This window comes from Streptomyces sp. NPDC007917 (assembly GCF_042959105.1).
Lineage (GTDB): Bacteria > Actinomycetota > Actinomycetes > Streptomycetales > Streptomycetaceae > Streptomyces.
Window position 1 is genome coordinate 128,440 of sequence record NZ_JBIBKK010000009.1, and the last position, 25,085, is coordinate 153,524.

Genomic DNA, 25,085 nt, shown 5'->3' on the forward strand with positions numbered 1-25,085 from the left:
GAGGGGTGGTGACGGTCAGTGCCCGGTCGCGATCAGCTCCTGCTCCGCGTCCGCGGCCTGTGGCAGGGGCCGGGTGGAGAGCCAGAGCATCAGGGCGGACGACAGGAGCATGAAGCCGCCGACGACGAAGAGCGGGAGGTAGTAGGAGCCGCTGAAGTCCTTGAGCCAGCCGGTGATGTAGCTCGCGGCGAAGCCCGCGACATTGCCCATGGTGTTGATCAGGGCGATACCGGCGGCCGCGGCGGCTCCGGTGAGGAACTGGGACGGCAGCGACCAGAAGACGGGCAGGGCGGCGAAGATCGAGCACGCGGTGACGGTGATGACCGCGATGGTCGCGCTCGGGGAGCCCATGTACAGGGCCAGCGGGATGCTGATGCCGCCGACCGCGGCCGGTCCCGCGACATGCCAGGCGCGCGTCCCGTGCCGGGTGGCGTGCCGGGACCAGAAGAAGAGGGCGACGGCGGCGGGGAGGTACGGGATGGCGGTGATCAGGCCCTTGTCCAGCACGGAGAACTCGGTGCCGTACTGGTCCTCGAAGCCGCTGATGATCGTGGGGAGGAAGAACGCCAGGGCGTAGAGGCCGTAGATGAAGCCGAAGTAGACGAGGGCGAGGACCCAGACCCGGCCGCTGGTGAACGCCGCCTTGAGCGCACCGCGCCCGCCGTGCCCGCCGCCCCCGGCGGCCGTCCGCTGCCCGCCGTCCGCCTTCGCGCCGTCCGCCTTCGCGCCGTTCTCGCGCGCCAGCTCGGCCGTGAGCCAGTCCTTCTCCTCCTGGGTCAGCCACTTCGCGTCGGCCGGCCGGTCGATCAGATAGAACCAGGCGATGACGCCGAGCAGGATCGCGGGGACGGATACCCCGAGGAACATGAAGCGCCAGCCGTCCAGGCCGAACGCCCCGTGCTGGTTGATCAGCAGCCCGGCCAGCGGGGCGCCGATCACCGTGGTCAGCGGCTGGGCCAGGTAGAACAGCGCCAGGATCTTGGTGCGGTGGCGGGCCGGGACCCACTGGCTGAGGTAGAGGATCGCCCCGGGGAAGAAGCCCGCCTCGGCGACGCCGAGCAGAAAGCGCAGCCCGTACAGCTGCCCGGTGCTCTGCACCCAGGTGAACAGCAGGGAGACGATCCCCCAGGTGACCATGATCCGGGCCAGCCAGCGGCGGGCGCCGAACCGGTGCAGGGCCATGTTGCTGGGCACTTCCAGCAGGATGTAACCGATGAAGAAGACGCCGGAGGCGAGTCCGAACTGAGCCGCCGAGAGGCCGAGGTCCTCGCCCATGCCGTTCGGCTCGGCGAACGAGACCGCGGTCCGGTCCAGGAAGTTCACGAAGAACATCAGGGCGACGAAGGGGACGAGACGCCGCGCGACCTTCTTGACGGCCGATCTCTCGACGTCCCGTATGACGGGGGATGGGGCGACAGCACCCATGGCGGCTCCTGACTGAGCGGACGGCATTGTCCTGTGGGGTGGCTACACGCTAGGCCACCCTCCGAAAATTGGTCACCAATTAACCAAAGTGATGTGTGTCGCTTTTGAAACCCTTGACGGACGACCCTGTGGCACCTACGGCAACACTGCCGCCCCGGGCCGTCGCCGCTGGTGATGTACTAGGGGGCCGGTATGTCCGAGGACCCGAGTCCATGAGGGGAAAACGCCACGTGAGCGCCGAGCCCGAGCCGAACTTCACCGCGCTGCTGCGCCCGGTCGTCCGGGAGTCGTCGGTCAGCGAGGTGGCCAAGCGGCTGCTGGACCACCTGTCCGAGGGCCATCTCAAGCCCGGCACCCGGCTGCCCGCCGAGCGCCAACTGGCCGAGGCTCTCAACGTCGCCCGCTCCAGTGTGCGGGGTGCTCTCTCCGCGCTCGATGTGCTCGGCATCATCGAGATCCGCCCCGGCTCCGGCTCCTACGTGCGCGCCGGGACCTCGGAGTTCCTGCCCCGGGCCATCAACTGGGGGCTGATGCTCGGCCAGCGCCGCACCCATGACCTGGTCGAGGTGCGCACCTTCATGGAGGCCATGTCCGCCCGGCTGGCGGCCGAGCGCGCCGAGGACGCGGACCTCGAGCGGCTCGAGGCGCACCTGGAGCGGATGCGGGAGGCGGGCGGCGACGTCACGGCGTTCATCGACGCCGACATCGCCTTCCACCTGGAGACCGCCACCATCGCGCGCAACTCCGTACTCAGCGACATCCTCCACAGCATCCGCTCGCTGCTCCAGGTGTGGATGGAGCGCGCGGGCGACATCGAGGGCACGGTGGCCGGGACGCTCAAGGAACACGGCGCGATCCTCCAGGCCATCCGCGACCGCGACCCGCAGGCGGCCGAGCGGGCCATGGCGGAGCACATGCACTGCGCGAGCGAGCGGCTGTGGTCCTCGCTGAGCGCGGGCGAGGGCGGCACTCCGGCTGACGCCCCGGGCGGCACTTCGGGCTGAGCCACCGGATCGGCCCATCTCAAAGCGCGGCGGGCGCGCCATGTGACCAGACTGAGGCACATGGCAGAGCGAGAGCGGCGCACCGCTCCCCCGAAGGCGGAGCGCGCACCCCGCAGGAACGGCGCGGCGGAGGCGGCCGGCCATGCCTGTGAACGGCTCGCCGCTTTGATAACCCACCCCGCCGAGGGCGTCAGCGCCGTGCGCCGGACCGAGGACGGCTGGCGGGTCAGCGTGGACGTCGTGGAGGTCGCCCGGATCCCCGACACCACCAGCCTGCTGGCCACCTACGAGGTGGACATCGACGAGCGGGGCGAGCTCCGTGAGTACCGGAGAGTCCGCCGCTACCGGCGCGGCTCGGCCGACGACTGCTGACCGGCCGGGCCGGGCCGGGCTCATCCGGCCAAAGGCCAGGGCCGAGCCATCGAAAGGACGCTCCGATCATGGCCCCCACCTACGCCCCCACCCACACCGACGAGGTCGTCTGCATCTCGCGCTCGGGCAACCTCTACGACGTCCTGGAGCTGATCCTCGACCGCGGCATGGTGATCGACGTCTTCCTGCGGGTCTCCCTGGTCGGCATCGAGATCCTGAAGGTCGACGCCCGGATCGTCGTGGCGAGCGTGGACACCTACCTCCGCTTCGCCGAGGCCTGCAACCGCCTGGACCTGGAGTTCGACCGCAGCAGCACGACCGTGCCCGAACTGCTGGGCGCGGGCAAGGCCGGCCTCGGCAAGAAGGCGGCCAAGAAGACGGCCAAGAAGGCGGTGGAGAGCGTGGGCGGCAAGGTCAAGAGGGCCGTGACCGGCCGTGACGAGGAGGACGAGGACGAGGACCGGGGCGAGGGCCGGGACGAGGAGCGCCGCCTGAGGGAGCGCGCACCGGCCCGGCCCCGCCACCGCCGTACCGAGGACGAGGAGGACTGACCCCATGGCCGCACAGGGCGTGTACGTCTACGGCGTCGTCCGCGCCTGCCACCCGGTGCCGCCCGGCCGCACGGGGGTGGGCGCGGCCCCGGCCCCGGTCCGTACGCTGCGCGCCGGGGAGCTGGCCGCCGTGGTCGGCGACGCCCCGCCCGGTCTGCGCGCCAGGCGGCGCGACCTCCTCGCCCACCAGGACCTGGTGCTGGCGCTGGCGGTGGACGGCCCGGTGCTGCCCATGCGCTTCGGGATGATCGCTCCCGACGAGGAGGCGGTGCGGGGCCAGTTGACCGCGTCCGAGCGCGCCTATCTCGCCGCGCTCGACCGTCTCGACGGACGGATCGAGATGAACGTGAAGGCCATGCCGGTCGAGGCCGGGCTGCCCGCGCTGGTCCGGGAGAACCCCGAGGTGGCCCGGGCGCGGGCCGCCGCGCGGCGGTCCCCGGGGTACGAGGCCAGCGTGCGGCTCGGCGAGGCCGTGGCGCGGGGGCTGTCCGGCCGGGCCGCCGCCGCGTCGGCCGCGCTGGTCGAGGAGGTGTCCGCGGTGGCGGTGGAACAGGTGCGGGGGCCGGAGGTGCCGGGGTGCGTGCTCAACGTCTCCTTCCTCCTCGACCGGAGCGCGGAGGTCAGGTTCCGGACCGTGGTGGAACGCTTCGCGGCGGCCCACGGCAGCCATGTCGAGCTGCGCCTCACCGGGCCGCTGCCCTGCTACAGCTTTGTGGACCCCGCCCCGGGCACCCCCCGGCGGAACGCCGTGGCGAGCGGAGTGTGACATGGGCTTGCTGAGCGGACTCGTCCTCCTCCCCATGGCGCCCGTGCGGGGCGTGATCTGGGTCGCGGACTGCCTGGTGGACGCCGCGGAACACGAGCTGCACGACCCGGCGGTCCTGCGCGCCAGGCTCGCCGAGCTGAACGAGGACCTGGAGGCGGGGGTGATCAGCCCCGAGGAGTTCGAGCGGGAAGAGGACCGGCTGCTGGATCAGTTGGAGCGGTCGGTCCCGTCCCTCCCCGTGAGGCACCGGTGAGGCGGCCATGATTGATCCCGAGCTGACCGGCAGGACGCCCCTGGGCACGGCCCCGCCGACCGCCAACCTCGCCGAGATCCTGGAACGGGTGCTCGACAAGGGCATCGTCATCGCCGGCGACATCAAGATCGACCTGCTGGACATCGAACTGCTCACCATCCGGCTCCGGTTGTTCGTGTCGTCCGTCGACACCGCCCGCAGGGCCGGCATCGACTGGTGGGAGACCGATCCGGCGCTCTGCTCCCGCGCCGCGCGCGACGCACTCGCCGAGGAGAACGCACAGCTGCGCAGGCGCCTGGAGGCGCTGGAATCCGGCGACGGCGACAGCGTCGGCGGCGACGCGGGCGAGCTGAGCGCCGTCGGCGGCGAGGAGAGGAGGGACGGATGACACCCGAGCAATCCGCCGGGCAGCACCCTGACGGGCAACCTGACGGGCAACCCGGCGCACGACCTGACGGACAACCAGGCAGGCAATCAGGCGAGCAGCACAACGCGCAGTCCCCCGAGCGGCCCCGCGAGCAGACGCCCGGTCGGCTCCGCACGGTCACCTACGCCTTCGCCGTCTGCCGAGGGTGCGACCCGGCCGCCCTGGCCGGGCTCCCGGGGCTCGACGACGCCGCGCCGGTCCGTACGCTCGCCGCGGGCCCGCTGACCGCCGTCGTCCAGGACGTGTCCGCCGTGGACTTCGCGGAGGACGCCCTGCGGCAGCGGCTCACCGACCGCGATGAACTGGAGCGCTGCGCCCGTGCCCACCATGAGGTGATCATGGCCGCGTCGGCCGTCACCCCGACCGTGCCGCTGCCCTTCGCCACGCTGTATCTCGGCGACGCCCGGGCCCGGGCCGCGCTGCGCGAGAAGGAGGAGTCCTTCCTCGCCGCCCTCGGCCGGTTCACCGGCCGCGTCGAATGGGGGGTGAAGGTCTACACCGTCCCCGCGCCCCCGGCCTCCTCCCCCGCACCGTCCCCCGGCGCTGCGCCCGACGCCGCGGCGGGCAGCGGCCGGGCCTATCTCGACCGCGTACGCAGCCGCCACCAGCTCCGCGAACGGCACCAGAACGAGGCGCTTCAGGCCGCGGAACGCGTGGACGCCGTCGTACGCCGGCTCGCCGTGGCCGCCAGGCGACTGCGCCCGCACGGGGCCGAGGTGACCGGGGCGCACCGCACCCACGTACTCAACGCCGCCTATCTGATCGACGGCGCCCGCGAGAGCGAACTGCGCGCCGCGCTGGAGGCCCTGCGCCGGGAGGAGACAGCCGTCCAGATCGAGCTCTCGGGCCCGTGGGCCCCGTACTCCTTCGCCGACGGAGCCGACGGAGCCGAGGGAGCCGACGGAGCCGAGGGGGGCGTCCCCCGATGACCCTCGCGACCTGGGGGACCGCCCCCGCGGAGGCGCACGGGCCGATCGGCGTGCCGCTGGTGGACCTGCTCGACCGGGTGCTGGCCACCGGGGTCGTCATCAGCGGCGACCTCGTCATCGCCATCGCCGAGGTGCCCCTCGTACGCCTCTCCCTGCACGCCCTGCTCTCCTCGGTCAACGAACGCGTCCCCGCCCCCTGGACCGACGGCGGCCCGCTGTGACCGGCGACGGCAGGCTCGACCTCGACGCCGACACGGTGGGCCGCGACCTGGTCGCCCTCGTCCTGACCGTCGTCGAACTCCTGCGGCAGCTGATGGAACGCCAGGCCCTGCGCCGGATCGACACCGGCGGACTCGGCGACGAACAGATCGAACGCATCGGCACCACGCTGATGCTCCTGGACCAGCGCATGGCGGAGCTGTGTGCCCAGCACGGGCTGCGCCCCGAAGACCTCAACCTGGACCTCGGCCCGCTGGGCACACTGCTCCCCCGGAACTGAATCACTCCACGATCATGAAGCTGTTGCCGTCCGGGTCGCGGAAGCTGAACATGGGCGGCACGGGGGCGCCCCACCGCAGGACCTCCGGGTCCGCGTCGACGCCGCGGGCCAGCAGCGTGGCGTGGTCGGAGTCGATGTCCTCGCTCGCGAAGATGACGCCGGTCTCGACGCCGGGCGACTGCCCCTCGCGCGGCAGGACCAGCGAGATCGCGGTCGCGCCGCCCGCCGGCGCCACCTCGATCCAGCGGTGGCCGTCGCCGAAGGGGACGTCCGCGCGCTTCTCGAAGCCGAGCGTGCCGACGTAGAAGTCCAGCGCCCGGTCCTGGTCGGACACCGGAACAGCCACCCGGCCCAGCTCGGTGATGCGGGTGCGCTTGGTGCTCTCGGTCATGATGGTCTCCCTGGGGAACGGTTCTGCTGGTAGGACCGCCGGGCCCGAGGAAACTCATCGCCCCCGCCAGGGACGTCTTCTTGACCTTCAAGCCGCGTGAAGCCCAACAATCGCGCCCATGGACGACGACATGGACGCCACCGAGGACCTGCTGAGCATCGCCCGCCTCGACGACGTACCGGAAGGGCCGTACGGCGACGGCATCCGCGCCGCCGTCACGGAGGCGCTGCGCACGGCCGGGCTCTGACGGGCCGGGGCAGCCGGCCTCAGCCGTGGTCCCAGGCCCGGGGCCGGGTCAGCGCCTCCCACTCGGGCCTCAGCAGGGACAGCGTCGCGAGGTCGTGCCGGCTCCCCCGGTGCGGGCACGCGGCGCGCCGCACGCCCTCCTGGACGAAGCCCGACTTGGCGAGGACGGCGAGGGCGGCGGCGTTGGTGGTGTGGGTGACCGCCTCCAGGCGGTACAGCAGCATCTCACCGAAGGCGAAGTCGACCAGCGCGTCGACCGCGTCGGTGCCATGCCCCTGACCGCGCGACGCCGGGTCCAGCACCAGGCAGATCTCCCCCGAGCCGACGACGAGGTCCTGACCGGTGAGGGCGATATGGCCGATGGGCGTGCCGTCCCCCAGCAGCACCAGGAAGTCGTCACGGTCCCCGTCGGCGACATCGCTCTCGATCCGTTCGCGGACCGCGGACAGGGCCCTCGGCCAGAAGCCGGCCTCATGGAAGGCCACCGGGTCCGACCGCCATCGGTGGATCAGGTTGGCGTCATCGACGTCCAGGGGCGCGAAGCGGACGCCCTTGCCCCGCCAGCACGTCACGCGCTCCGGATCCGGCTCCATCGCAAGTCCCCCCGCCTCGGTGTCCCCCCGCCGCACCGTCGCGGCCTGGACGGATCCTAGGGAGCCACGATGCGCGGCGGCCAGCCGTTTTCCGTACAACCTCCGGTCGCACGCCGGGATATCCGCTGGACCAGCCCGAACCCCGGATGTAAATATATTCCGCATGTCGAATACCGATGCATCTCTTGGCACCTCCGCCCCGCCGGCCTGGCCGCGCGGCTTCCACGCCTACACCGGCCACGGCGGCATCCGCGACAGCGGGGACGACATCTCGATCATCGCCTCCGACCGGCCCACCGTCAGCGCCGCGATGTTCACCCTCAGCCGCTTCGCGGGCCCGGCCGTGGTACTCAGCCGCCGCCATGCCGCCGGACGGCGGCTGCGGGCGGTGGTCACCCTGGCGCAGAACGCCAATGTCGCCACCGGCAAGGAGGGGGAGCGGAACGCCGCCGAGGTGGTCGCCCGCGTCGCGGGGATCGCGGGGGTCGCGGAGAGCGAGGTGCTGATCGGTTCGACCGGGGTGATCGGCCGCCCGCTGCCGATGGACGCCATCCGTACGCACCTGGGCCGGCCGCACCTCGCCCAGGGCACCGCCGCCTTCGACGCCGGGACGGAACGGGTGGCCCGCGCGATGATGACCACCGACACCCGGCCCAAGACCAGTGCGCGCTCGGTCGGGGCGGCCCGGATCGTCGGCGTCGCCAAGGGCGTCGGGATGCTGGAGCCCAATATGGCCACGATGCTGGCCTATCTGTTCACCGACGCCGATATCGCGCCCGACGCGCTGGACGCCGCGCTGCGCGGCGCGGTGGACCGCAGCTTCAACTGCCTGAGTGTGGACACCGACACCTCGACCTCCGACACGGTGGCCGTGCTCGCCAACGGCGCGGCGGGGCCCGTCGACCAGGTGGAGTTCGCCGCCGCGCTCGCCGAGGTGTGCCTGGATCTGACGCGGCAGATGGCGATCGACGGGGAGGGCGCGACCAAGCTGCTGCGCGTCACCGTCGAGGGGGCCGGGGACCGCGCGCAGGCCAAGCGGGTCGCGAAGAGCGTGGTGAACTCGCCGCTGGTCAAAACGGCCGTGCACGGGGCGGACCCCAACTGGGGGCGGGTCCTGATGGCCATCGGCAAGAACACCGACGACACCGATATCGAGCCGGCCAAGGTGAGCGTGCGCTTCGGCGGTATCGAGGTCTATCCCGAGGAGCCGGAGGCGGACACATTGGACCGGCTCACCGAGCTCATGCGGCGAAGCGAGGTCGCCATCTCGGTCTCCCTGGGTCTCGGCGAGGCCACCGCCACCGTCTACGGCTGCGATCTGTCGGCGGGCTACGTACGCGTCAACGCCGACTACACCTCCTGACCCGGAGCGTCCCAAGGCCTCCCGGCACAAAGCGGCCGGCCCGGCGCGCTCCCTTCGAGCGCGCCGGGCCGGGCTCCTCTGCCCCTCACCCCCACGGAGGGGCAGTGGCCTGATGGTTCGGTAGCTCCTTACTCGGTGGCGGTCTACTCGGTCGCGATGGCGTTCAGCACATTCATCCGAGCCGCCCGGAAGGCCGGGAGCAGGGCGGCGACCAGGCCCACCACGGCCGAACCGATGAAGACGGTGATGATCGTCGACCACGGGATCTCAAGGGTCTTCAGGCCCTCGAGCGCCAGCAGCTTCTGCGCCGTCGCCCCCCAGCCCATGCCGAGGCCGAGGCCCAGCAGGGCGCCGAACAGCGCGATCACGACCGACTCCAGGCGGATCATGCGGCGCATCTGGCGGCGCGAGAGGCCGATGGCGCGCATCAGGCCGATCTCCCGGGTCCGCTCGACGACCGACAGCGCCAGGGTGTTCACCACACCGAGGACGGCGACGATGATCGCCAGCGCCAGCAGGCCGTAGACCAGGTTGAGCAGCTGCCCGATCTGATCCTTCATCAACTTCTTGTAGTCGGTCTGGTCCCGGACCTTGACCTGCGGGAACTCATCCAGCTGGGCCTTGAGAGAGGCGTATGCCTGCTTCTCCTGACCGTCCTTGGCGGCCGCGAGCATCATCGAGTTCACCGGCATCCTGTCGGCCGGGATATAGCGCTCGGCGGTGGTGATGTTCACATACTTGGCGCCCTGGTTGAACGAGGTGTCGTCCGAGGTGATGGCGGCGACCTTGAGCTTGGCCGTCTTGCCTCCCTTGAAGGCGACGGTGAGGGTGTCGCCCTTCTTCACCTTGTGGTCCTTGGCGAAGTCCTCGGACACCGAGATGGCGTCCTTGCCGTAGGCGTCGGAGAGCGTGCCGGTGACGACGGGGGTGCGCAGGTCGTCCGCGAACGTCGGGTCGGCGGCGACCAGATTGTCGGTGGACGTCTTGCCGTCAGGCGTGGTGATCTTGGTGTCGTCGAGGTTCTTGACGTCCGTGACGTGGTCCACGCCCTTCGCCGCGTGCACCGCCTTCGCGATCTCCTCGGTGATCGGCTTGCCGCCGTCGGACTGGACGATGAAGTCCGCGCCGACCGACTTGTCGAGTTCATCGCTGGCCGAGGCGACCATCGAGGACCCGACCACCGACAGACAGGCGACCAGCGCGAGGCCGATCATCAGGGCGGCGCCGGTGGCGCCGGTGCGCCGGGGGTTGCGCAGCGCGTTCCGCTCGGCCATGCGGCCGACCGGGCCGAAGATCCGCAGGATGACGGCTGCCAGCACCCGGACCACCAGGCCGGCCAGCAGCGGGCCGATGACGATGAAGCCGATCAGGGTCAGCACCACGCCCAGACCCAGGAACATCGACCCTTCGGCCGCCTTGTCCGCGTTCGCCGCGGCGAGCAGGCCCGCCGCGCCCGCCGCCGTGAGCAGCAGGCCGATCGCGCCCCGGATGCGCCCCGCCTTGGCGTCCGCCGGGGTGCCCGCGTCCCGCAGGGCCGCCATCGGGGAGATCTTCCCGGCGCGGCGGGCGGGGATGTACGCGGCGATCAGGGTGACGACGATGCCGATGGTGAGGCCGACGATGGGCGTGGCGGGCTTGACCGTCAGCTGGTCGGTGCTGATGTTCAGACCCTGGCTGCCCATGAACTTCATCAGCCCGACGGCCAGGCCGATGCCGCCCAGGACGCCGAGCACCGAGCCGACGACGCCGAGCAGCAGCGCCTCGATGAGCACCGAACGGTTGACCTGCTTGCGGCTGGAGCCGATGGCCCGCATCAGGCCGATCTCACGGGTGCGCTGGGCGACCAGCATCGAGAAGGTGTTGACGATGAGGAAGATGCCGACCAGCACGGCGATCCCGGCGAAGCCGAGCATCGCGTACTTCATGATGTCGAGGAACGAGCCGATGTCGTCCTTGCTCTCCTTGGTGGACTCGGCGTTCGTCTGCACCTTGAAGCCGTCGCCGAGGGCCGCCACCACGCTCTTCTTCAGCTGGTCGTCGCTGACGCCGGGCTGGGCGGTCAGGGCGAAGCTGGTGTACGCGTCGGCGCGGCCGAGCAGCTTGCGCTGCGCGGTGTCATTGTCCGTGTAGACGATGGTGGCGCCGGGGTTGGTCACCTTGAAGGTCGTCAGACCGACAATCTTGGCGCGGAACTCGCCGGGCACGGCGATGAGCCGCAGCTCGTCGCCGATCTTCAGCTTCTTGTTCTTGGCCGTGTCCGCGTCGAGCATCACCTCGGTGGGGCCGCGCGGCTCATGGCCGGAGGTGAGGTCCACCGCGAGCAGCTCGGTCGGGTCCCAGTTGGTGGCGACGGTCGGGGCGCCGGACTTCGGGCCGATGTCGTCGTTGTTCTTGTCGACGACGGTGACGGTCTCGGTGCTGATCTCACCGACCACCGACTTGACGCCCTTGACCTTCTTCAGCTCGGCGAGCCGCGACCCGGGCACCGTCTCGATCTTGCCGTTCTGCGGGCCGTTGTTGCCGCCGGTCTCCTTCGGCTTGACCGAGACGTCGGAGCCGGTGCTCGCGAAGAGCTTGTCGAAGGTGGCGTTGGTGGTGTCGGTGAAGACGAGCGTGCCGCAGACGAAGGCCACCGACAGCAGGACCGCGATGGCCGACAGCGCCATGCGCCCCTTGTGCGCGAAGAAATTGCGCATCGAGGTCTTGAGGACGGTCATGACACCCGCCCGCGCGCGTCGAAGTTCTTCATGCGCTCCAGCACCAGATCGGCGGTGGGGTTGTACATCTCGTCGACGATCCGGCCGTCGGCCAGGTACAGCACCCGGTTGGCGTACGCGGCGGCGACCGGGTCATGGGTGACCATCACGATGGTCTGGCCCAGCTCGTCCACCGAGCGCCGCAGAAAGCCCAGCACCTCGGCGCCGGCCCGGGAGTCCAGGTTTCCGGTGGGCTCGTCACCGAAGATGATCTCGGGGCGGGCGGCGAGGGCGCGCGCCACGGCGACGCGCTGCTGCTGACCGCCGGAGAGCTGGTTCGGCCGGTGCTTGAGCCGCCCGGCAAGACCCACCGTCTCCACCACCCGGTCCAGCCAGGCGCGGTCCGGCTTGCGGCCCGCGATGTCCATGGGCAGCGTGATGTTCTCGATCGCGTTGAGCGTGGGGAGGAGGTTGAACGCCTGGAAGATGAAGCCGATCCGGTCGCGGCGCAGCCGGGTGAGCTTCTTGTCCTTGAGCCCGGTGATCTCCGTCTCGTCGATGAAGATCTGACCCGAGGTCACGGTGTCGAGACCGGCGAGGCAGTGCATGAGGGTCGACTTGCCGGAGCCCGACGGGCCCATGATCGCGGTGAACTGCCCTCGGGCTATGTCGACGTCCACCTTGTCGAGCGCGACCACACGGGTCTCGCCGGAGCCGTACGCCTTGACGACCTGGCGCGCGCGGGCGGCAACAGCCGTATGTCCTCCACTGCCCCCGGTCTTGGGAATCGATACAGCGGTTGTCACGGTGACTCTCCTATGTCGTCTTCTTCTGCGAGTGGTGCTGTGCCTGGTACTGCGCGCTCTGCCACGAGCCGGGGTCCTGCGCCCGCGTACCTCAAGGGTGGTCCAGCCGTGAGGGGTACCGCGATGGTGCCTGGCTCCGTATCGATGGGGGTGCCAGCCCTACCCTCTCGGTCGGGCCGGCCATAGAAACCCTAGAAGCGCCGCAGGTCGGGCACCTCATCCGCCGGTACGAACCCCTGGTAGGAGGAACGGGTGGACAACCCCTAGGGGAGTGAGACCTGAGGTGTACCCCGTCTCAGGGTCAAGACTGGACCCTCACGTCACGGAAGGTTCAAGTCCGCTGCTCGGCCGCCCTGACGCCCGCTTCCCTTCCCCCGATCCCGCATGGAATCGTGGGTCGTACAACAGAGTTACCGGCAACGAGCTACGGACACGGGTTACTCGCGGGCACGGGTTACGGACACGGGTTACGGGCCCACGGCAGCCGGCCGGCTCGGCCGGCGGAGGGAGCGCATACGGTGGGCGGCACCGCACGACGGCGGACGGACGTGGACACCGGACCCCCCACCCCCGAGAGAGCCCCCTCACCCCCCGTCCGCCGCCGCCCCGTCGCCGCCGCGCTGATGCTCGGCATGGCGCTCGCCGCGCTCGACTCCACCATCATCTCGACCGCGATCCCCCAGATCGTGGGCGACCTCGGCGGCTTCTCCGTCTTCTCCTGGCTGTTCTCCGGCTATCTGCTCGCCGTCACCGTCACCCTGCCGGTCTACGGCAAGCTCTCCGACACCTTCGGCCGCAAACCCGTCCTGCTCTTCGGGATCGTGGTCTTCCTGCTGGGCTCGCTGCTGTGCGCGGGCGCCTGGAACATGGGCGCCCTCATCGCCTTCCGCGTCGTCCAGGGCCTGGGCGGCGGCGCGCTCCAGGGCACCGTACAGGTCGTCGCCGCCGACCTCTACCCGCTCGAGGAGCGCCCCAAGATCCAGGCCAGGCTCTCCTCCGTATGGGCCCTGTCCGCCGTGGCGGGCCCGGCCATCGGCGGCCTGCTCGCCGGATACGCCGACTGGCGCTGGATCTTCCTGATCAACCTGCCGGTCGGCGCCCTGGCCCTGCTGCTGATCGTCCGCCATCTGCACGAACCGGACCGCGACGGCGCACGCGGAGCCGGCGTGGACTGGGCCGGCGCGCTCGCGATCTTCGCGACCGGCGGGCTGCTGCTGACCGCCCTGGTGCAGGGCGGAGTGGCCTGGGCCTGGCTGTCCGCGCCCTCGCTCGCGCTGTTCACGGGCAGCGCGGCCTGCGCGGCCGGGACCGTATGGATCGAGCGCCGCGCCGCCGAACCGATCATTCCGGGCTGGGTCTGGCGCCGCCGTACGATCTCGGCCGTCAACCTCGCGCTCGGCGCGCTGGGCCTGCTGATGATCGCCCCCACCGTCTTCCTGCCCACCTACGGCCAGTCGGTCCTGGGACTCGGCCCGATCGCGGCCGGATTCGTGCTGTCGGCCATGACGCTCAGCTGGCCGATCTCGGCCGCGCTGAGCAGCCGCGTCTACAACCGGATCGGCTTCCGGCGCTGTGCGATCATCGGCGTCGCGTGCGCCGCGCTGATCCTCCTCGCCTTCCCACTGCTCCCCTACCCGGGCGCGAACCCCGGTGCGGCCTGGCAGCCCGCGCTGATCATGCTGGCGCTCGGCGCGGCCCTCGGCCTCTTCCAGCTACCGCTGATCATCTGGGTCCAGTCCTCCGTCCGCTGGGCCGAGCGCGGCACCGCGACCGCCTCGATCCTCTTCTGCCGGCTGGTGGGCCAGAGCGTGGGTGCGGCCGTCTTCGGCGCCGTCGCCAACGCCACCCTGGCCACCCGCCTCGACGAGGCGCCCGCCGCCATCCGCTCCGGCCTGCCCGACGACCTCGACGGGGTGTCCCGCGCGCTGGAACACCCCGCCACGCTCACCACCCAGGCCGCCGACTATCTACGGCGCGCGGTCGACACCGCCGTCGACCACGTCTACTTCGGCTCGGCGGGCGCCGCCGTACTGGCCCTGCTGGCGCTCCTGTTCCTCGCCCCACGCCGCACCGCCGCCGGGCCGGACGGGAAGCAGGGCGCGGCGGGCGCCAAAGGTACGGAAGGCACCGAAGGCGCCGACGAGCAGCCGCAGGAGACGGCCGGCTAGCGGACTGGCGGGCTCCCGGCCGGGCCGGGGCCGGCCGGAGCGAAGCCAGTCGGCGCAAAGCCAGCCGACTCGCGGCCGGGCCGGGCGCCGGCTACGCCTCTGGGCGCGGCGTCGTGCCGGCGTCCTCGGCGACCGGCCGGCCCGTGAGCGCCGCCAGGCTGCCCCGTACGTGCTCCAGATGCGACTTCAGCTCCTCGCGCCGCTCGACGTGCTCGCGCAGCGTCCGCTCCGTCTCCCGCTCCAGGCGCTCCTCCCGCGCCCGCGCCTGTGCGATGATCTCCGCCGCCTGCGCCTGCGCGTCCTCCTGCCGCAGCCGCGCCGCCTGCTCGGCCATCGCGTACTCCCGCTTGGCCTCGGCGAGCTTCAGCTGCGCGCGCTCCTCCAGCTGGGCCACTCCGGCGGCCATCGCGGCCTCCCGCTCGGCGATCTCCCGGCCCGCCGCCTCCCACCGCTCACCGTGGTCCCGCTCCTGCTCGGCCAGGGCGGCTGCGCTGCGCTGCCGCGTCTCCTTGAGCGCCGACAGGGCCTCGGCGCGCCATTCCTTGGCGTCCTGCCGGGAGGCGGCGTGCAGTTCGTCCACGTCCGCCTGGGCCGACTCCAGCGTCGAGCGCGCCGACGCCTCGGCGGCGGCCCGCGTCCGCTCGGCCTCCTCGCGGGCGGCCTGCTCGACCGTACGGGCCGCGGCCCGCGCGGCGTCCCACAGCTCCTGCGCCGAGGCCTCCGCGCGCGCCCGCAGGCTCGCGGCCTCCTCCTCGGCCGCGAACAGGATCAGCCGGGCGCGGTCGCCGAGGGATTCATACGTCTGGGGGGCCAGCTGGGCGACCGCCTCGCGGAGCTGCTCGGCCTCGGCGGCCAGTTCATTGCTCAGCACCGTCAGCCGCGCGGCGCGCTCCCACGCCGCGTCGCGCGAGTCGGACAACTCCGCCAGAGTGCGGTCGACTTGCTCGGGGCGGTAGCCGCGGCCCCGTCCGCCGATGGTGAAACCTTGACGTGACACCGATGCGCCCATCCTTGGAACCCCTTTTGTCCGGCATGCAACCGCTCCGGCGCACATCTTTATAGATCGCGGCTAATCGCACATAACGCGACACTCCGCCCATCTCCCTCAGCCGGGGGTGTCATGCCCTCATGGCCCTGTCGCCACCGGACCCGGACAACACAACGACGAGGCGCCCGCCCCCGTCACGGGGGTCGGGCGCCTCGGTCCTGATGTTCTCGCCGCTGTTCGCCTCAGGGCTCGCTCAGAGCAGACCGTCCCACATCTGCTCCAGCAGCACCGCCCACCAGTTGTCCGGCGAGGACAGCGCCGCCGGATCCAGGCAGGCCAGCTGCGCCTGGAAGTCGACCGTCCAGCGGCCGGCCTGCTCCGGCGTCAGCCCGTACCGCAGCCGCCACATCCGGCCCAGCAGGGCCAGGCAGCGGACGAAGTCCGGCAGCGAGGAGTTGACGAACTGCGGCGGCACGGGCGCACCACCGGGGCCCGCCTCCACCGGCACCGCCACGATGTGCGCCGTGCCGTACTGCACACACAGCTGACGGCCGAAGTCACTGCCCATGACCAGGTACGAGCCCGCGTCCGACGCGGGCTGCACCCCGCGCTCGGCGGCCAGCTCGGCGAGCGTGGGCACCGGGCGGCCCTGTTGGGCCTGCGCCCAGAAGAACGGCCCGAAGTCCACCGGCAGCCCCGCCATGACCAGCGTCTGCGCGACCACGTCCGGTACGCCCATCCGCGACACCGCGCGCTGGTCGAAGCGGAAGATGCCCTGCGGGCCGAACGACTGGATCAGCTCCTGCGCCAGCACCTCCGGCGGCACCGGGGCCACCCGCTGCACCTGGCTGGGGTGCGGCAGCGGCACCCGGTTCGGGGCCGGGCGGGCCGGGCCGTCCGCCACCTGGTGCAGCTCGCCCTGGTGCTCGATGAGGTGGCGTACGCCCTGCTGGCGGGTCGCGTAGTCGCGCCCGTACGCCGCCGTATGGCTGATCCGCACCTGCGGCCAGGTCTCCTTGATCATGCGCGCGCAGTAGCCGCCGGGCAGATCGCAGGACTCCAGCTCGGTGTGCAGCTCGAGCACTTGGTGCGGCGGGACGTTCATTCCGCGCAGCTCGTGCAGGATCTGCCACTCGGGGTGCGGGGTGCCGGGCGCGGAACGGCGGATGAGCTGCTGCTCGGAGCCGTCCTGCGCGCGGTAGCGCAGCACCGCCATATAGCCGGGGCCGACGGTCGGCTGCCCGGACGGCGGCGCGGGGTACGCGTATCCGCCACCGGGCGGCGGCATACCGGGGCCGGGCATACCGGGCGGGGGCGTACCCGGGCCGGGCATACCGGGCGGGGGTGTACCGCCCGCGAGCATCGTCGCGGCGGCGTGCACCCCGCTGGGGCCGCCGGGGTACCCGGGGCCGGGCGGCGGCGGGGTCGGCGCACCGCCGGGGCCGGGCACACCGGGCTGGCCCGGGGCGCCGGGCGCGCCGGGAGCTCCGGGGGGACCGGGCGGCTGCGGGCCGCCGGGGCCCGGCATACCCGGCACACCGGGCGCACCCGGACCACCGGCAAGCATCGTCGCCGCCGCATGCACCCCACCAGGAGCACCAGGCACACCCGGCTGACCAGGAACACCGGGCGCGCCAGGAACACCAGGCGCTCCCGGAGCCCCGGGCGGGCCGGGGAAGTTGCCGGCCGGACCCGGCGGGGGCGTCTGGCCGCCCGCGGCCCCGGGCACGCCGGGCGGACCGGGGGGACCAGGCGGCTGGGGACCCGACACACCAGGCTGACCAGGCGCACCGGGCGCTCCGGGCACACCGGGGGGACCGGGCGGCTGCGGGCCACCGGGGCCCGGCATACCCGGCACACCGGGCGCACCCGGACCACCGGCAAGCATCGTCGCCGCCGCATGCACCCCACCAGGAGCACCAGGCACACCCGGCTGACCAGGAACACCAGGAGCACCAGGCGCCCCGGGGGCACCGGGCGGAGGCGTCGCGCCCGCGCCCGGGACGCCAGGCGCCGGCGGCGGAGGCGGCGTCTGCGGACCGCCCGGGCCCCCGCCCGGAGCGCCAAGGCCCTCGGCGTCGAGCGCCGAGACCAGTTGCGTCGGTACGTACCCTCCGGCCGGGGCGCCCGGAGCGCCGGGGCCGGACGGCGGCGGAGGCGGGGTGTGCGCTCCCGGGGCCGAACCGGCGCCGGGAGCGCCGGGAGCGCCCGGCGCGCCGGGCGGCGGCGGGGCCGGCGGCCCGCCGGGCGCCGCACCGGGCGGCGCGGGGGGCATGCCCGGGCCCGTGGCCGGTGCGCCGGCCGGCGGCGGCAGGTCCAGGACCGGCGCGATGGCCGTGGGCGGCAGCGCGCTGCCCGCCGACAGCAACTCGGTCTTGGCGTCCGGCCGCACACCCGGCGCCGGGGTGTCCTCGTCGTCGGAGCCCGCGAGCGGCGGGGCGAGGACCGTGACGGGCGGGGCGACGGAGCGGTCGACGTCGTCGCTGCGGGAGTTGGTGTCGGCACCCGCCCACGGCGTGCCGCCGGCCGGTGTCGCCGGGGCGGCGGGGGCGGGATCGCCGGGGCCGCCGGAGCCGCCGCTGCCGGAAGGCGCGGCGGGGGTGGCCCAGGGGCTCCCGGGCCCGGGTTCGGCGCCGTGCTGCCCGCCGCGCGACGCGTCGTCCAAGGGCCGCGCGCCTGCGTCGGGCGCGCCCGGGGCGCCCGTGGTGGCGCCGGGCGCGAACGCACCGGAACCCGATGCTCCGGACCCCGGCCAGCCGTCTTCCCCGCGCTCGGCCGAACCGTCGGCCGCGGGCCCGGGCACCCCGGAACCGCCGCCGTAGCCGCCGGACGCCGTGGCCGACGCCGGCCAGTCGTCCACCGCTTCCGGCCCACGACCGTCCGTACCGCCCACCGCGGACGCCCCGGCCCCAGAACCCGGCGCGCCAGAACCCACCGCACCAGAACCCGCCGCAGCGGACCCGGGCCAGTCATCCGTGCCGCGCTCGGCCGAACCACCGCCCACGGACGCCGACGCCGACCCCCCGGAGCCGCCGCCGTACGAACCGGAACCGGACGCCTGCGCCCCCGGCCAGTCGTCCGCACCCGACGGCTCGTGGTCCGCGGCCCCGGCCGAGGCGCCCGCCCCCGCGCCGCCGCCGTACGAAGCGGACGCCGCCGAGGCCTGGGACCCCGGCCAGTCGTCCACCGCTTCCGGCTCGCCCGCGGCCGAACCGCCCGCCGAAGACGCCGCCGTACCGGAGCCCGACCCCGCACCGGAGCCAGCCCCCGCACCGGAGCCAGCCCCCGCACCGGAGCCCGCCCCGGAAGCATCGCCGCCCCCGTCACCGCCACTGCCACTGCCCGACCGCTGGTCGGGGATGCCCCGCGCGTCGGCCGCCTCCTGGAGCCAGTCCGGCGGCGTCAGCAGGAAGGACGTCGCGTTCAGGTCGATGCGCTGCGGCCGCGCGCCCGTGCTCTCCTGGCTCCCGCCGGAGGCCCCGTACTCCTCCTCGTACCGGCGGATGACCTCGCCCACCGGCAGCGCCGGCCACAAGGTCGTGTCCCCGCTGTCGCGGGCGATGACCAGCCGGGCGCCCTCGGCGGGCGCGTCGGAGACGGGCCCGTCCGCGCGGTCCTCGGCCCAGGCCACAAAGCCCAGGTCGAACTCCCGCACCCGCACCTCGCGCTGCTGGTAGGCGGGCACATCGGCGTTGATCCACAGCTCCGCGCGCTCCTGCGCCTGTGCGAAGGTCACCATCGCGCTCACCCCTCCACCGGGACGGCGTACGCGAAGCCGCCCTCCACCATCAGGTTGGCCACGGTCTCCAGCTCCGGCGGGTTGCCCGCGAGCCGCAGCAGGAAGGCGTCGAAGTCGTCCCCGCAGGGCAGCATCAGGTGCTCGACCCGGTCCTGCACCGTCCAGCCGTCGCGGTCCCGCGCGTCGTCGTACGCACAGAACCACACCGAGCCGATCGCGTCACCCTTCACCTTCACCGCGATCACCCCGCCCTGTACGAAGCCCACGCCGAGGAAGTCCTTGGTGAAGTGGTCGCGCAGGCATTTGTTCACATACACCAGGTCGTTGACCGCGGCCTCTTCGCGCACCGTGAAGAACGGCTGATCGACGAGGAGGCCGAGCTCCGGGTCGAGGGCCGCGCCGACGGGCGCGCAGCCGCCCGCCGCCTTGAGGAAGGCCCGGTACGCGCCGGGCAGCCGGTAGCCGAGGTCCTCCTCGACGCCGAGCACCTGCTCCTCGGTGACCGAAATGCCGCGCTTGGGCAGCCCGAAGTGCACCGGCCGGGTCTCCTGCAGCGGCCGGGTGCCGCGCTTGTCCTGGTCGACGGCGGCCGTCGCGAGCCCGCCGTGGTGCCGCAGCAGCGCCTTCACCTCCACCGGGATCAACTCCAGGCGGCGGGTGCCGACGACGTGGTGCCAGGTCCAGCCGTGCGGGGTGGCCACGCTCGACGCGCCGTCCCACAGGTCATGGCCGACGGCGTGCAGCGCGGCGTTGGCGGAGACGAAGTCGGTCAGCCGCAGCTCGTCGACGCCGAACCCCTCGGGCGGCTCGGCTATTTCGGCCGCCGCGCGCGCATAGGGCGAGAAGTCCGGATAGCCGCTTTCGTCCACCCGAACGCCCTTGGGGTACCGGGCGGCCCTCACCGGGTCCGGGAAGTGCACGACCTGCCCGGCGTAGGCCGTGTTCGGTGGCGCGGCATGCTGCCCGAGCCGACCTGTCGTCATGGCGGATGCCCCCTGCTGCTGCTGGCTACTACGGACAGACTATGCGGTACCGCGGACCCGGACCCCGCCGCGCCCGACCGCGAGGGACCGACCCCCGACGCCGGGCACCCTGCCGACCTCGCACCCCGCCCGCACCGGTCGCCCCCGGACTTTCGCACCACGCGCCACATTTGGCAGGCTGATCTTCGCAACCGGGGGATTGCGCGGGGATTGCGCGCGGATTGCGCAGGGAGGGAACGGGAGGGAACGCGGGAGATGCACACCACGCCAAGCAGACGCGACGACGCCGCGCCAGGCCAGAGCGACCCACGGCTCATCTGGAGCGACACCGACGGCGCGGACGGGCCGCCGCCGCTCATCCACCGCCGCGACGGCATCCTGCCGACCCTCGCCGCCGCGCTCTCCGTCCGCGGCGACACCCTCACCTGCACCGCGAGCAAGGCCGACCAGCCGCCCCCGCTGCACCCCCTGGTCCAGGACTTCCTGGACACCCTCACCAGCGCCCAGCGCGAACGGTTCACCGGCCGCTGCCCGGAGGCGATCCTGCTGTCCCGCCATCTGACCAGCGTCGAGGCGAACCGCTCCAAGCGCGCCGCCCGCAAGCCGCTCACCCACGGCGAGGCCCGCCGCGCCTTCAAACACGCCAAGATCACCACCCGCCGGATCCGCGAGGCCGGCGACCCCCGGCACGGCAGCTACGCCCCGCCCTGCCGCTCCTGCGTGCCGCTGCTGGCCCACTTCGGCGTACGGGCCGTCGGACACACCAACGGGCCCGAGGCCGAAGCCGCGGCCGGCCCGGTCAGGGGCTGACCTTGGACACCCCCAAACGCGTGCGCAACATGGACACGACCCGCTTCTCCGTCCCCGTCGACGCCGCCCTGCGCGAGGCGGGCTGGCAGCCGGGGCGCCGGGACATCCACCAGGCCGAGTACTGGGCGGACACCCTGCGCTCCCATGTCTCCCCCGCCGGGCATCTGCACGCCGTCTTCCCCGCGGCCGTCGAGGCGTGGGCGGAGTTCGGCGGGCTGCACGTCATCCCGCCCGGGGCCGGGCGGCACATCGCGCCGACCCCGTTTCACATCGACCCGCTGCACGGGCTGCACCTGGCCCGGACGCTGGGCGACCTGGGGCGGGCGCTGGACACTCCGGTCTGCCCACTGGGCGAGGAGGCCGGCGGGCAGGCGTTGTTAACCATCGACGCGGAGGGGCGAGTGTACAGCCTGGACCACACCGGGGACTGGTACCTGGGCGCGGACATCGACGCGGCGCTGACGGCGCTGGTGACGGGGGTCCAGCCGCAGCGGCTGCCGCGCGGGTAGCGACTCTGGGGAATCACCTACTCTTTCGAGCCAATTTCGAGCAGGCAGGAACGCGGGCGAACGCCCCCATTCACCCCTCGCGCCAGGGCCTGCCCTGTTACGCGCTCTTCGCCCGCTCGGCGTCCAGCGCCCGCTCCCGCGCCGGGGATTCCAGGCGCTCCTCGGCCGTACGGTCCGTGGCCGCAAGGTCCGCGGCCGTACGGTCCGGAATGACCGCCGAGACCCGGAAGCCGCCCGACTCCGTGGCCCCCGACACAAAACCGCCCCCGAGCGTCGCCACCCGCTCCTTCATCCCCAGCAGGCCGTTGCCGCCGCTCGGCAGCCCCGCGTCCGCCGCGCCCCGCTCCGAGGGCCCGTTCTCCACCAGCACCGCGACCTCCGACGGCCGGTGGGCGAGCCGGACCCGCGCCTTCGCGCCCGGCGCGTGCTTGTGGACGTTGGTCAGGGCCTCCTGCACCACGCGGTACGCGGTCTGCTCCACCCGGGGCGCATAGCCGCGCTCCTTCCCCTCCACCGACAGCTCCACGACCATCCCGGCCGCCCGTGACTGCCCGACCAGCGTCTCCAGTTCCGCCAGCCGCGGCCCGCCCGCGAGGTCCGCCGTCCCGGCCGCCCCCGCGGCCCCGGCCGTACGCGCACCGCCCGCACCCGCCGCACCGCCCGCACCGTCCACGCCGCCCGCACCCGCCGCCCCGGCCGCCCCCGCCTCGACCGACGCGGCCGACGCGGCCGACACGGCCGCGGCCACCGCCGCCAGCGGCACCGGCTCGCCGTCCCCGCGGCCGCCGGCCGAGGCCGGGGCCCGCTGGCCGACGTCCTGGGAGCGCAGCACGCCGAGCATCTGCCGCAGCTCGGTCAGCGCCTGACGACCCATGTCGCCGACCAGCGCCGCGTTCTTCGCGGCCTTCTCCGGATCCTTGAGGGCGACCGCCTGCAGGGCCGCCGCGTGCACCACCATCAGGCTCACCCGGTGCGCCACCACGTCGTGCATCTCCCGCGCGATACGGGTGCGCTCCTCGTTACGGGCCCACTCGGCCCGCTCCTCCGCCCGGTCCGCCAGCAGTGACAGCTCGCGCTCCAGACCGTCCGCCCGCTCCCGCAGGCTCTCCACGAGCCGGCGCCTGGCCCTGACGTACAGCCCGAGCAGGATCGGCGGCGCGGTGAGCCCCAGGGACATCACCACCGCGACCAGCGGAATCATCCACACGGTGGGTTCCGCGGCGCTTCTGCCGTGGTGCATGTCCTCCTGGAACCGGATGGTCGAGATGATGAGCGTGCCCACACCCGACATCCCGGCCAGCACGGCCGTGATCCGGCGCGGCACCTCCGAGGAGGCCAGGGTGTACAGGCCCACGAGACTGAGCATCAGGCCCATCTCCGCCGGGGTGACCGCGATCGATATGAGCACCACGGCGATCGCCCAGCGCCGCCGCAGCAGCAGCGTGGCGCCGACGACGAGCCCCATCGCGACCCCGACAGCGACCGGGATGCGCGCGTCATGGGCGAACGCGACACCCTCGGCGGCGCACTCCACCGCCGACATGACCGCGAGGGCGACGTCCAGCACCATGCTCCGCCGCCGCGGCCACCACCACGGCCCAGCGGGCGCGCCCCGCGCACCCGCTGTCTCGACGTCCCCCATATCCCCCGTCGCAGTCATACCGACCAGACTACGGCCGGGTGCGGGCGGTTCACCCCGGGACACGGCAGACGCCCACGGGGGCCGCCGTGTGATCTATGTGGCGCAGCGCGCGAAGCTCTACCGTCGCGGTGAGGGGGTTCGGTACGGCATAGTAGTGGGGGCCAGGTCGGCAACCTCCAACGGTTGTCCGGTTTGACCGCTTTTCTATCCCCTGTGGTGTAATCAGGCAGCACACCGGTTTTTGGTGCCGTTCGTCAAGGTTCGAATCCTTGCAGGGGAGCTCATGTTCGACTCCTGACCGCCCCCGTCAGGACCCACCCCCGTTTCCGCCCCGAAACCTCTCGGTATCCTGCGGTTGTCCACACCCGAGCCGAGCCCGAAGGGCACATCCGTGAGCGCCAACCGCCCGGCAGCCGTCGTCGTCCTCGCAGCGGGTGAGGGCACCCGCATGAAGTCGGCGACCCCCAAGGTCCTGCATGCGATCTGCGGCCGGTCCCTCGTCGGGCACGTCGTCGCCGCCTCCCGCGAGCTGTCCCCCGAGCACCTGGTGGTCGTCGTCGGCCACGCCCGCGAGCAGGTCGCCGCGCATCTCGCCGAGATCGACGCCGATGTGCAGACCGCCGTACAGCACGAACAGAACGGGACCGGGCACGCCGTCCGGATGGGGCTCGAGCAACTCACCGACAGCGCCGACAGCGGCGTCGCCCTGGACGGCACCGTGGTCGTCGTCTGCGGGGACACCCCGCTGCTGACCGGCGAGACCCTGGGCCGTCTGGCCGAGACCCACGCCACCGGCGGCAACGCCGTGACCGTTCTGACCGCCGAGGTCCCCGACGCGACCGGCTACGGCCGGATCGTGCGCGACGAGACGAGCGGCGCGGTCACCGCGATCGTCGAGCACAAGGACGCCACCGACGCCCAGCGCGGTATCCGCGAGATCAACTCGGGGGTCTTCGCGTTCGACGCCCGGCTGCTGATCGACGCGCTGGGCAAGGTACGGACCGACAACAGCCAGGGTGAGGAATACCTCACCGATGTGCTGGGCATCCTGCGCGAGGCCGGGCACCGGGTCGGCGCCTGTGTGGCGGGCGACCACCGCGAGATCGTCGGCATCAACAACCGGGTGCAGCTGGCCGAGGCGCGCCGGCTGCTGAACGACCGGCTGCTGACCCGGGCCATGCTCGACGGGGTGACCGTCGTCGACCCGGCCACGACCTGGGTGGACGCGACCGTCACCTTCGAGCCGGACGCCGTGGTGCACCCCGGCACCCAGCTGCTGGGCGCCACCCACCTCGCGGCGAACGCCGAGGTCGGCCCGAACTCCCGGCTCACCGACACCACCGTCGGCGAGGGCGCGGGCGTGAGCTTCACCGTCGCCGACGGCGCGGAGATCGGCGCAGGCGCGACCGTCGGCCCGTACGCGTATCTGCGCCCCGGCACCCGGCTCGGCGCGAAGGCCAAGGCGGGCACGTACGTGGAGATGAAGAACGCCCGGATCGGCGAGGGCACCAAGGTGCCGCATCTCTCCTACGTCGGCGACGCGACGATCGGCGAGTACACCAACATCGGCGCCGCCAGCGTGTTCGTGAACTACGACGGCGTCAACAAGCACCACACCACCATCGGCAGCCACTGCCGCACCGGAGCGGACAACATGCTTGTGGCTCCGGTCACGATCGGGGACGGCGCGTACACCGCCGCCGGCTCGGTCATCACCAAGGATGTGCCCCCGGGATCGCTCGCTGTCGCACGCGGCCAGCAGCGGAACATCGAGGGTTGGGTCGCCCGCAAGCGCCCCGGAAGCGCCGCCGCGAGGGCCGCCGAGTCGGCCCACCAGGAGGACGCGGGCGAGAAATGACCCGTGCACGGGTGCGCCGTGCGGGGCGTACCGTGATAAGCGCATCAAAGTGACATCCAAGGAGACT

The 25,085-nt window shown here is 72.8% G+C and carries 24 protein-coding genes and 1 tRNA gene; 16 read left to right on the top strand and 9 right to left on the bottom strand.

Features of this window, described 5'->3' with window-relative positions; translation table 11 throughout:
- Positions 1-15 precede the first annotated feature (15 nt).
- Positions 16-1,425: an MFS transporter gene (locus ACFZDL_RS19900; protein ID WP_353587622.1), complete on the bottom strand. Its 1,410-nt coding sequence runs from the start codon at positions 1,423-1,425 to the stop codon at positions 16-18.
- A gap of 212 nt (positions 1,426-1,637) precedes the next feature.
- On the opposite strand from ACFZDL_RS19900, the gene ACFZDL_RS19905 reads away from it, so the two are divergent.
- The 9 genes from ACFZDL_RS19905 (at position 1,638) to ACFZDL_RS19945 (ending at position 6,226) form a co-directional block, all read left to right on the top strand.
- Positions 1,638-2,429, top strand: coding sequence for an FCD domain-containing protein (locus ACFZDL_RS19905; RefSeq protein WP_391191700.1), 792 nt, complete (start codon positions 1,638-1,640; stop codon positions 2,427-2,429).
- 60 nt (positions 2,430-2,489) lie between these two features.
- On the top strand, positions 2,490-2,801 hold the full coding sequence (locus tag ACFZDL_RS19910; RefSeq protein WP_353587626.1) for a gas vesicle protein: 312 nt from the start codon (positions 2,490-2,492) through the stop codon (positions 2,799-2,801).
- A 68-nt stretch (positions 2,802-2,869) separates the two neighbouring features.
- On the top strand, positions 2,870-3,352 hold the full coding sequence (gvpJ, locus tag ACFZDL_RS19915; protein WP_353587628.1) for a gas vesicle protein GvpJ: 483 nt from the start codon (positions 2,870-2,872) through the stop codon (positions 3,350-3,352).
- A 4-nt stretch (positions 3,353-3,356) separates the two neighbouring features.
- Complete coding sequence (locus ACFZDL_RS19920) at positions 3,357-4,118, top strand: GvpL/GvpF family gas vesicle protein (protein ID WP_353587629.1); 762 nt, start codon at positions 3,357-3,359, stop codon at positions 4,116-4,118.
- A gap of 1 nt (position 4,119) precedes the next feature.
- Positions 4,120-4,371 carry a gas vesicle protein GvpG gene (locus ACFZDL_RS19925; RefSeq protein ID WP_353587631.1) on the top strand — a complete coding sequence of 84 codons (252 nt, stop codon included), beginning with the start codon at positions 4,120-4,122 and terminating at the stop codon, positions 4,369-4,371.
- A 7-nt stretch (positions 4,372-4,378) separates the two neighbouring features.
- On the top strand, positions 4,379-4,759 hold the full coding sequence (locus tag ACFZDL_RS19930) for a gas vesicle protein (protein ID WP_353587633.1): 381 nt from the start codon (positions 4,379-4,381) through the stop codon (positions 4,757-4,759).
- Complete coding sequence (locus ACFZDL_RS19935; protein ID WP_353587635.1) at positions 4,756-5,727, top strand: GvpL/GvpF family gas vesicle protein; 972 nt, start codon at positions 4,756-4,758, stop codon at positions 5,725-5,727. The genes ACFZDL_RS19930 and ACFZDL_RS19935 overlap by 4 nt, the downstream gene beginning before the upstream one ends.
- Positions 5,724-5,948, top strand: a complete 225-nt coding sequence (locus tag ACFZDL_RS19940) for a gas vesicle protein (RefSeq protein ID WP_353587637.1) — start codon at positions 5,724-5,726, stop codon at positions 5,946-5,948. Before ACFZDL_RS19935 ends, ACFZDL_RS19940 begins: the two co-directional genes overlap by 4 nt.
- On the top strand, positions 5,945-6,226 hold the full coding sequence (locus ACFZDL_RS19945) for a gas vesicle protein K (RefSeq protein ID WP_353587640.1): 282 nt from the start codon (positions 5,945-5,947) through the stop codon (positions 6,224-6,226). Before ACFZDL_RS19940 ends, ACFZDL_RS19945 begins: the two co-directional genes overlap by 4 nt.
- Before the next feature lies 1 nt (position 6,227).
- Here the strand turns inward: ACFZDL_RS19945 and ACFZDL_RS19950 are convergent, their stop codons facing one another.
- The gene (locus ACFZDL_RS19950; RefSeq protein ID WP_353587642.1) at positions 6,228-6,617 is read right to left on the bottom strand and encodes a VOC family protein; all 390 of its coding nucleotides are present in this window, start codon (positions 6,615-6,617) and stop codon (positions 6,228-6,230) included.
- A 118-nt stretch (positions 6,618-6,735) separates the two neighbouring features.
- Between ACFZDL_RS19950 and ACFZDL_RS19955 the strand changes: the two genes are divergently transcribed.
- Positions 6,736-6,864 carry a hypothetical protein gene (locus tag ACFZDL_RS19955; RefSeq protein WP_353587644.1) on the top strand — a complete coding sequence of 43 codons (129 nt, stop codon included), beginning with the start codon at positions 6,736-6,738 and terminating at the stop codon, positions 6,862-6,864.
- Between the two features lie 19 nt (positions 6,865-6,883).
- On the opposite strand, the gene ACFZDL_RS19960 is transcribed toward ACFZDL_RS19955, so the two are convergent.
- A complete protein-coding gene (locus ACFZDL_RS19960) occupies positions 6,884-7,456 on the bottom strand; it encodes a GNAT family protein (RefSeq protein ID WP_353587646.1) in 573 nt (190 codons plus the stop codon).
- 163 nt (positions 7,457-7,619) lie between these two features.
- On the opposite strand from ACFZDL_RS19960, the gene argJ reads away from it, so the two are divergent.
- Positions 7,620-8,819 (top strand): bifunctional glutamate N-acetyltransferase/amino-acid acetyltransferase ArgJ, encoded by a 1,200-nt coding sequence (argJ, locus tag ACFZDL_RS19965; RefSeq protein WP_353587648.1) that lies wholly within the window; start codon positions 7,620-7,622, stop codon positions 8,817-8,819.
- 143 nt (positions 8,820-8,962) lie between these two features.
- Here the strand turns inward: argJ and ACFZDL_RS19970 are convergent, their stop codons facing one another.
- Together ACFZDL_RS19970 and ACFZDL_RS19975 are read right to left on the bottom strand one after the other, a co-directional pair.
- Positions 8,963-11,536 (bottom strand): FtsX-like permease family protein, encoded by a 2,574-nt coding sequence (locus ACFZDL_RS19970; RefSeq protein WP_353587650.1) that lies wholly within the window; start codon positions 11,534-11,536, stop codon positions 8,963-8,965.
- The gene (locus ACFZDL_RS19975; RefSeq protein ID WP_353587652.1) at positions 11,533-12,321 is read right to left on the bottom strand and encodes an ABC transporter ATP-binding protein; all 789 of its coding nucleotides are present in this window, start codon (positions 12,319-12,321) and stop codon (positions 11,533-11,535) included. Before ACFZDL_RS19975 ends, ACFZDL_RS19970 begins: the two co-directional genes overlap by 4 nt.
- Positions 12,322-12,944: 623 nt before the next feature.
- Between ACFZDL_RS19975 and ACFZDL_RS19980 the strand changes: the two genes are divergently transcribed.
- Positions 12,945-14,489 (top strand): MFS transporter, encoded by a 1,545-nt coding sequence (locus tag ACFZDL_RS19980; RefSeq protein ID WP_353588136.1) that lies wholly within the window; start codon positions 12,945-12,947, stop codon positions 14,487-14,489.
- Between the two features lie 91 nt (positions 14,490-14,580).
- Here ACFZDL_RS19980 and ACFZDL_RS19985 read toward each other — a convergent pair whose 3' ends face one another.
- The 3 genes from ACFZDL_RS19985 to ACFZDL_RS19995 all read right to left on the bottom strand — a co-directional run bounded on the left by ACFZDL_RS19985 (position 14,581) and on the right by ACFZDL_RS19995 (position 20,199).
- Positions 14,581-15,498: a cellulose-binding protein gene (locus ACFZDL_RS19985; RefSeq protein WP_353587654.1), complete on the bottom strand. Its 918-nt coding sequence runs from the start codon at positions 15,496-15,498 to the stop codon at positions 14,581-14,583.
- 232 nt (positions 15,499-15,730) lie between these two features.
- Positions 15,731-18,280, bottom strand: coding sequence for an SUKH-4 family immunity protein (locus tag ACFZDL_RS19990; protein WP_391191843.1), 2,550 nt, complete (start codon positions 18,278-18,280; stop codon positions 15,731-15,733).
- A gap of 941 nt (positions 18,281-19,221) precedes the next feature.
- Positions 19,222-20,199, bottom strand: a complete 978-nt coding sequence (locus ACFZDL_RS19995) for an SMI1/KNR4 family protein (RefSeq protein ID WP_353587658.1) — start codon at positions 20,197-20,199, stop codon at positions 19,222-19,224.
- Positions 20,200-20,454: 255 nt separating this feature from the next.
- On the opposite strand from ACFZDL_RS19995, the gene ACFZDL_RS20000 reads away from it, so the two are divergent.
- Both ACFZDL_RS20000 and ACFZDL_RS20005 read left to right on the top strand, forming a co-directional pair.
- Complete coding sequence (locus ACFZDL_RS20000; RefSeq protein ID WP_353587661.1) at positions 20,455-21,009, top strand: YwqJ-related putative deaminase; 555 nt, start codon at positions 20,455-20,457, stop codon at positions 21,007-21,009.
- 29 nt (positions 21,010-21,038) lie between these two features.
- Positions 21,039-21,518: an SUKH-3 domain-containing protein gene (locus ACFZDL_RS20005; RefSeq protein ID WP_353588138.1), complete on the top strand. Its 480-nt coding sequence runs from the start codon at positions 21,039-21,041 to the stop codon at positions 21,516-21,518.
- A 97-nt stretch (positions 21,519-21,615) separates the two neighbouring features.
- Here ACFZDL_RS20005 and ACFZDL_RS20010 read toward each other — a convergent pair whose 3' ends face one another.
- Positions 21,616-23,178 carry a histidine kinase gene (locus ACFZDL_RS20010; protein ID WP_353587663.1) on the bottom strand — a complete coding sequence of 521 codons (1,563 nt, stop codon included), beginning with the start codon at positions 23,176-23,178 and terminating at the stop codon, positions 21,616-21,618.
- Positions 23,179-23,367: 189 nt separating this feature from the next.
- On the opposite strand from ACFZDL_RS20010, the gene ACFZDL_RS20015 reads away from it, so the two are divergent.
- Positions 23,368-23,440 (top strand) — tRNA-Gln (locus ACFZDL_RS20015).
- Positions 23,441-23,551: 111 nt separating this feature from the next.
- Complete coding sequence (gene glmU, locus ACFZDL_RS20020; RefSeq protein WP_353587665.1) at positions 23,552-25,018, top strand: bifunctional UDP-N-acetylglucosamine diphosphorylase/glucosamine-1-phosphate N-acetyltransferase GlmU; 1,467 nt, start codon at positions 23,552-23,554, stop codon at positions 25,016-25,018.
- The last annotated feature ends 67 nt before the right edge of the window (positions 25,019-25,085 follow it).

Bases quoted from the DNA above. Each gene is read 5' to 3' on its own strand.
- ACFZDL_RS19900 (WP_353587622.1), bottom strand. From the start codon at position 1,425: ATGGGTGCTGTCGCCCCATCCCCCGTCATACGGGACGTCGAGAGATCG.
- ACFZDL_RS19905 (WP_391191700.1), top strand. From the start codon at position 1,638: ATGAGGGGAAAACGCCACGTGAGCGCCGAGCCCGAGCCGAACTTCACC.
- ACFZDL_RS19910 (WP_353587626.1), top strand. From the start codon at position 2,490: ATGGCAGAGCGAGAGCGGCGCACCGCTCCCCCGAAGGCGGAGCGCGCA.
- gvpJ (WP_353587628.1), top strand. From the start codon at position 2,870: ATGGCCCCCACCTACGCCCCCACCCACACCGACGAGGTCGTCTGCATC.
- ACFZDL_RS19920 (WP_353587629.1), top strand. From the start codon at position 3,357: ATGGCCGCACAGGGCGTGTACGTCTACGGCGTCGTCCGCGCCTGCCAC.
- ACFZDL_RS19925 (WP_353587631.1), top strand. From the start codon at position 4,120: ATGGGCTTGCTGAGCGGACTCGTCCTCCTCCCCATGGCGCCCGTGCGG.
- ACFZDL_RS19930 (WP_353587633.1), top strand. From the start codon at position 4,379: ATGATTGATCCCGAGCTGACCGGCAGGACGCCCCTGGGCACGGCCCCG.
- ACFZDL_RS19935 (WP_353587635.1), top strand. From the start codon at position 4,756: ATGACACCCGAGCAATCCGCCGGGCAGCACCCTGACGGGCAACCTGAC.
- ACFZDL_RS19940 (WP_353587637.1), top strand. From the start codon at position 5,724: ATGACCCTCGCGACCTGGGGGACCGCCCCCGCGGAGGCGCACGGGCCG.
- ACFZDL_RS19950 (WP_353587642.1), bottom strand. From the start codon at position 6,617: ATGACCGAGAGCACCAAGCGCACCCGCATCACCGAGCTGGGCCGGGTG.
- ACFZDL_RS19955 (WP_353587644.1), top strand. From the start codon at position 6,736: ATGGACGACGACATGGACGCCACCGAGGACCTGCTGAGCATCGCCCGC.
- ACFZDL_RS19960 (WP_353587646.1), bottom strand. From the start codon at position 7,456: ATGGAGCCGGATCCGGAGCGCGTGACGTGCTGGCGGGGCAAGGGCGTC.
- argJ (WP_353587648.1), top strand. From the start codon at position 7,620: ATGTCGAATACCGATGCATCTCTTGGCACCTCCGCCCCGCCGGCCTGG.
- ACFZDL_RS19970 (WP_353587650.1), bottom strand. From the start codon at position 11,536: ATGACCGTCCTCAAGACCTCGATGCGCAATTTCTTCGCGCACAAGGGG.
- ACFZDL_RS19980 (WP_353588136.1), top strand. From the start codon at position 12,945: ATGCTCGGCATGGCGCTCGCCGCGCTCGACTCCACCATCATCTCGACC.
- ACFZDL_RS19985 (WP_353587654.1), bottom strand. From the start codon at position 15,498: ATGGGCGCATCGGTGTCACGTCAAGGTTTCACCATCGGCGGACGGGGC.
- ACFZDL_RS19995 (WP_353587658.1), bottom strand. From the start codon at position 20,199: ATGACGACAGGTCGGCTCGGGCAGCATGCCGCGCCACCGAACACGGCC.
- ACFZDL_RS20000 (WP_353587661.1), top strand. From the start codon at position 20,455: ATGCACACCACGCCAAGCAGACGCGACGACGCCGCGCCAGGCCAGAGC.
- ACFZDL_RS20005 (WP_353588138.1), top strand. From the start codon at position 21,039: ATGGACACGACCCGCTTCTCCGTCCCCGTCGACGCCGCCCTGCGCGAG.
- ACFZDL_RS20010 (WP_353587663.1), bottom strand. From the start codon at position 23,178: ATGACTGCGACGGGGGATATGGGGGACGTCGAGACAGCGGGTGCGCGG.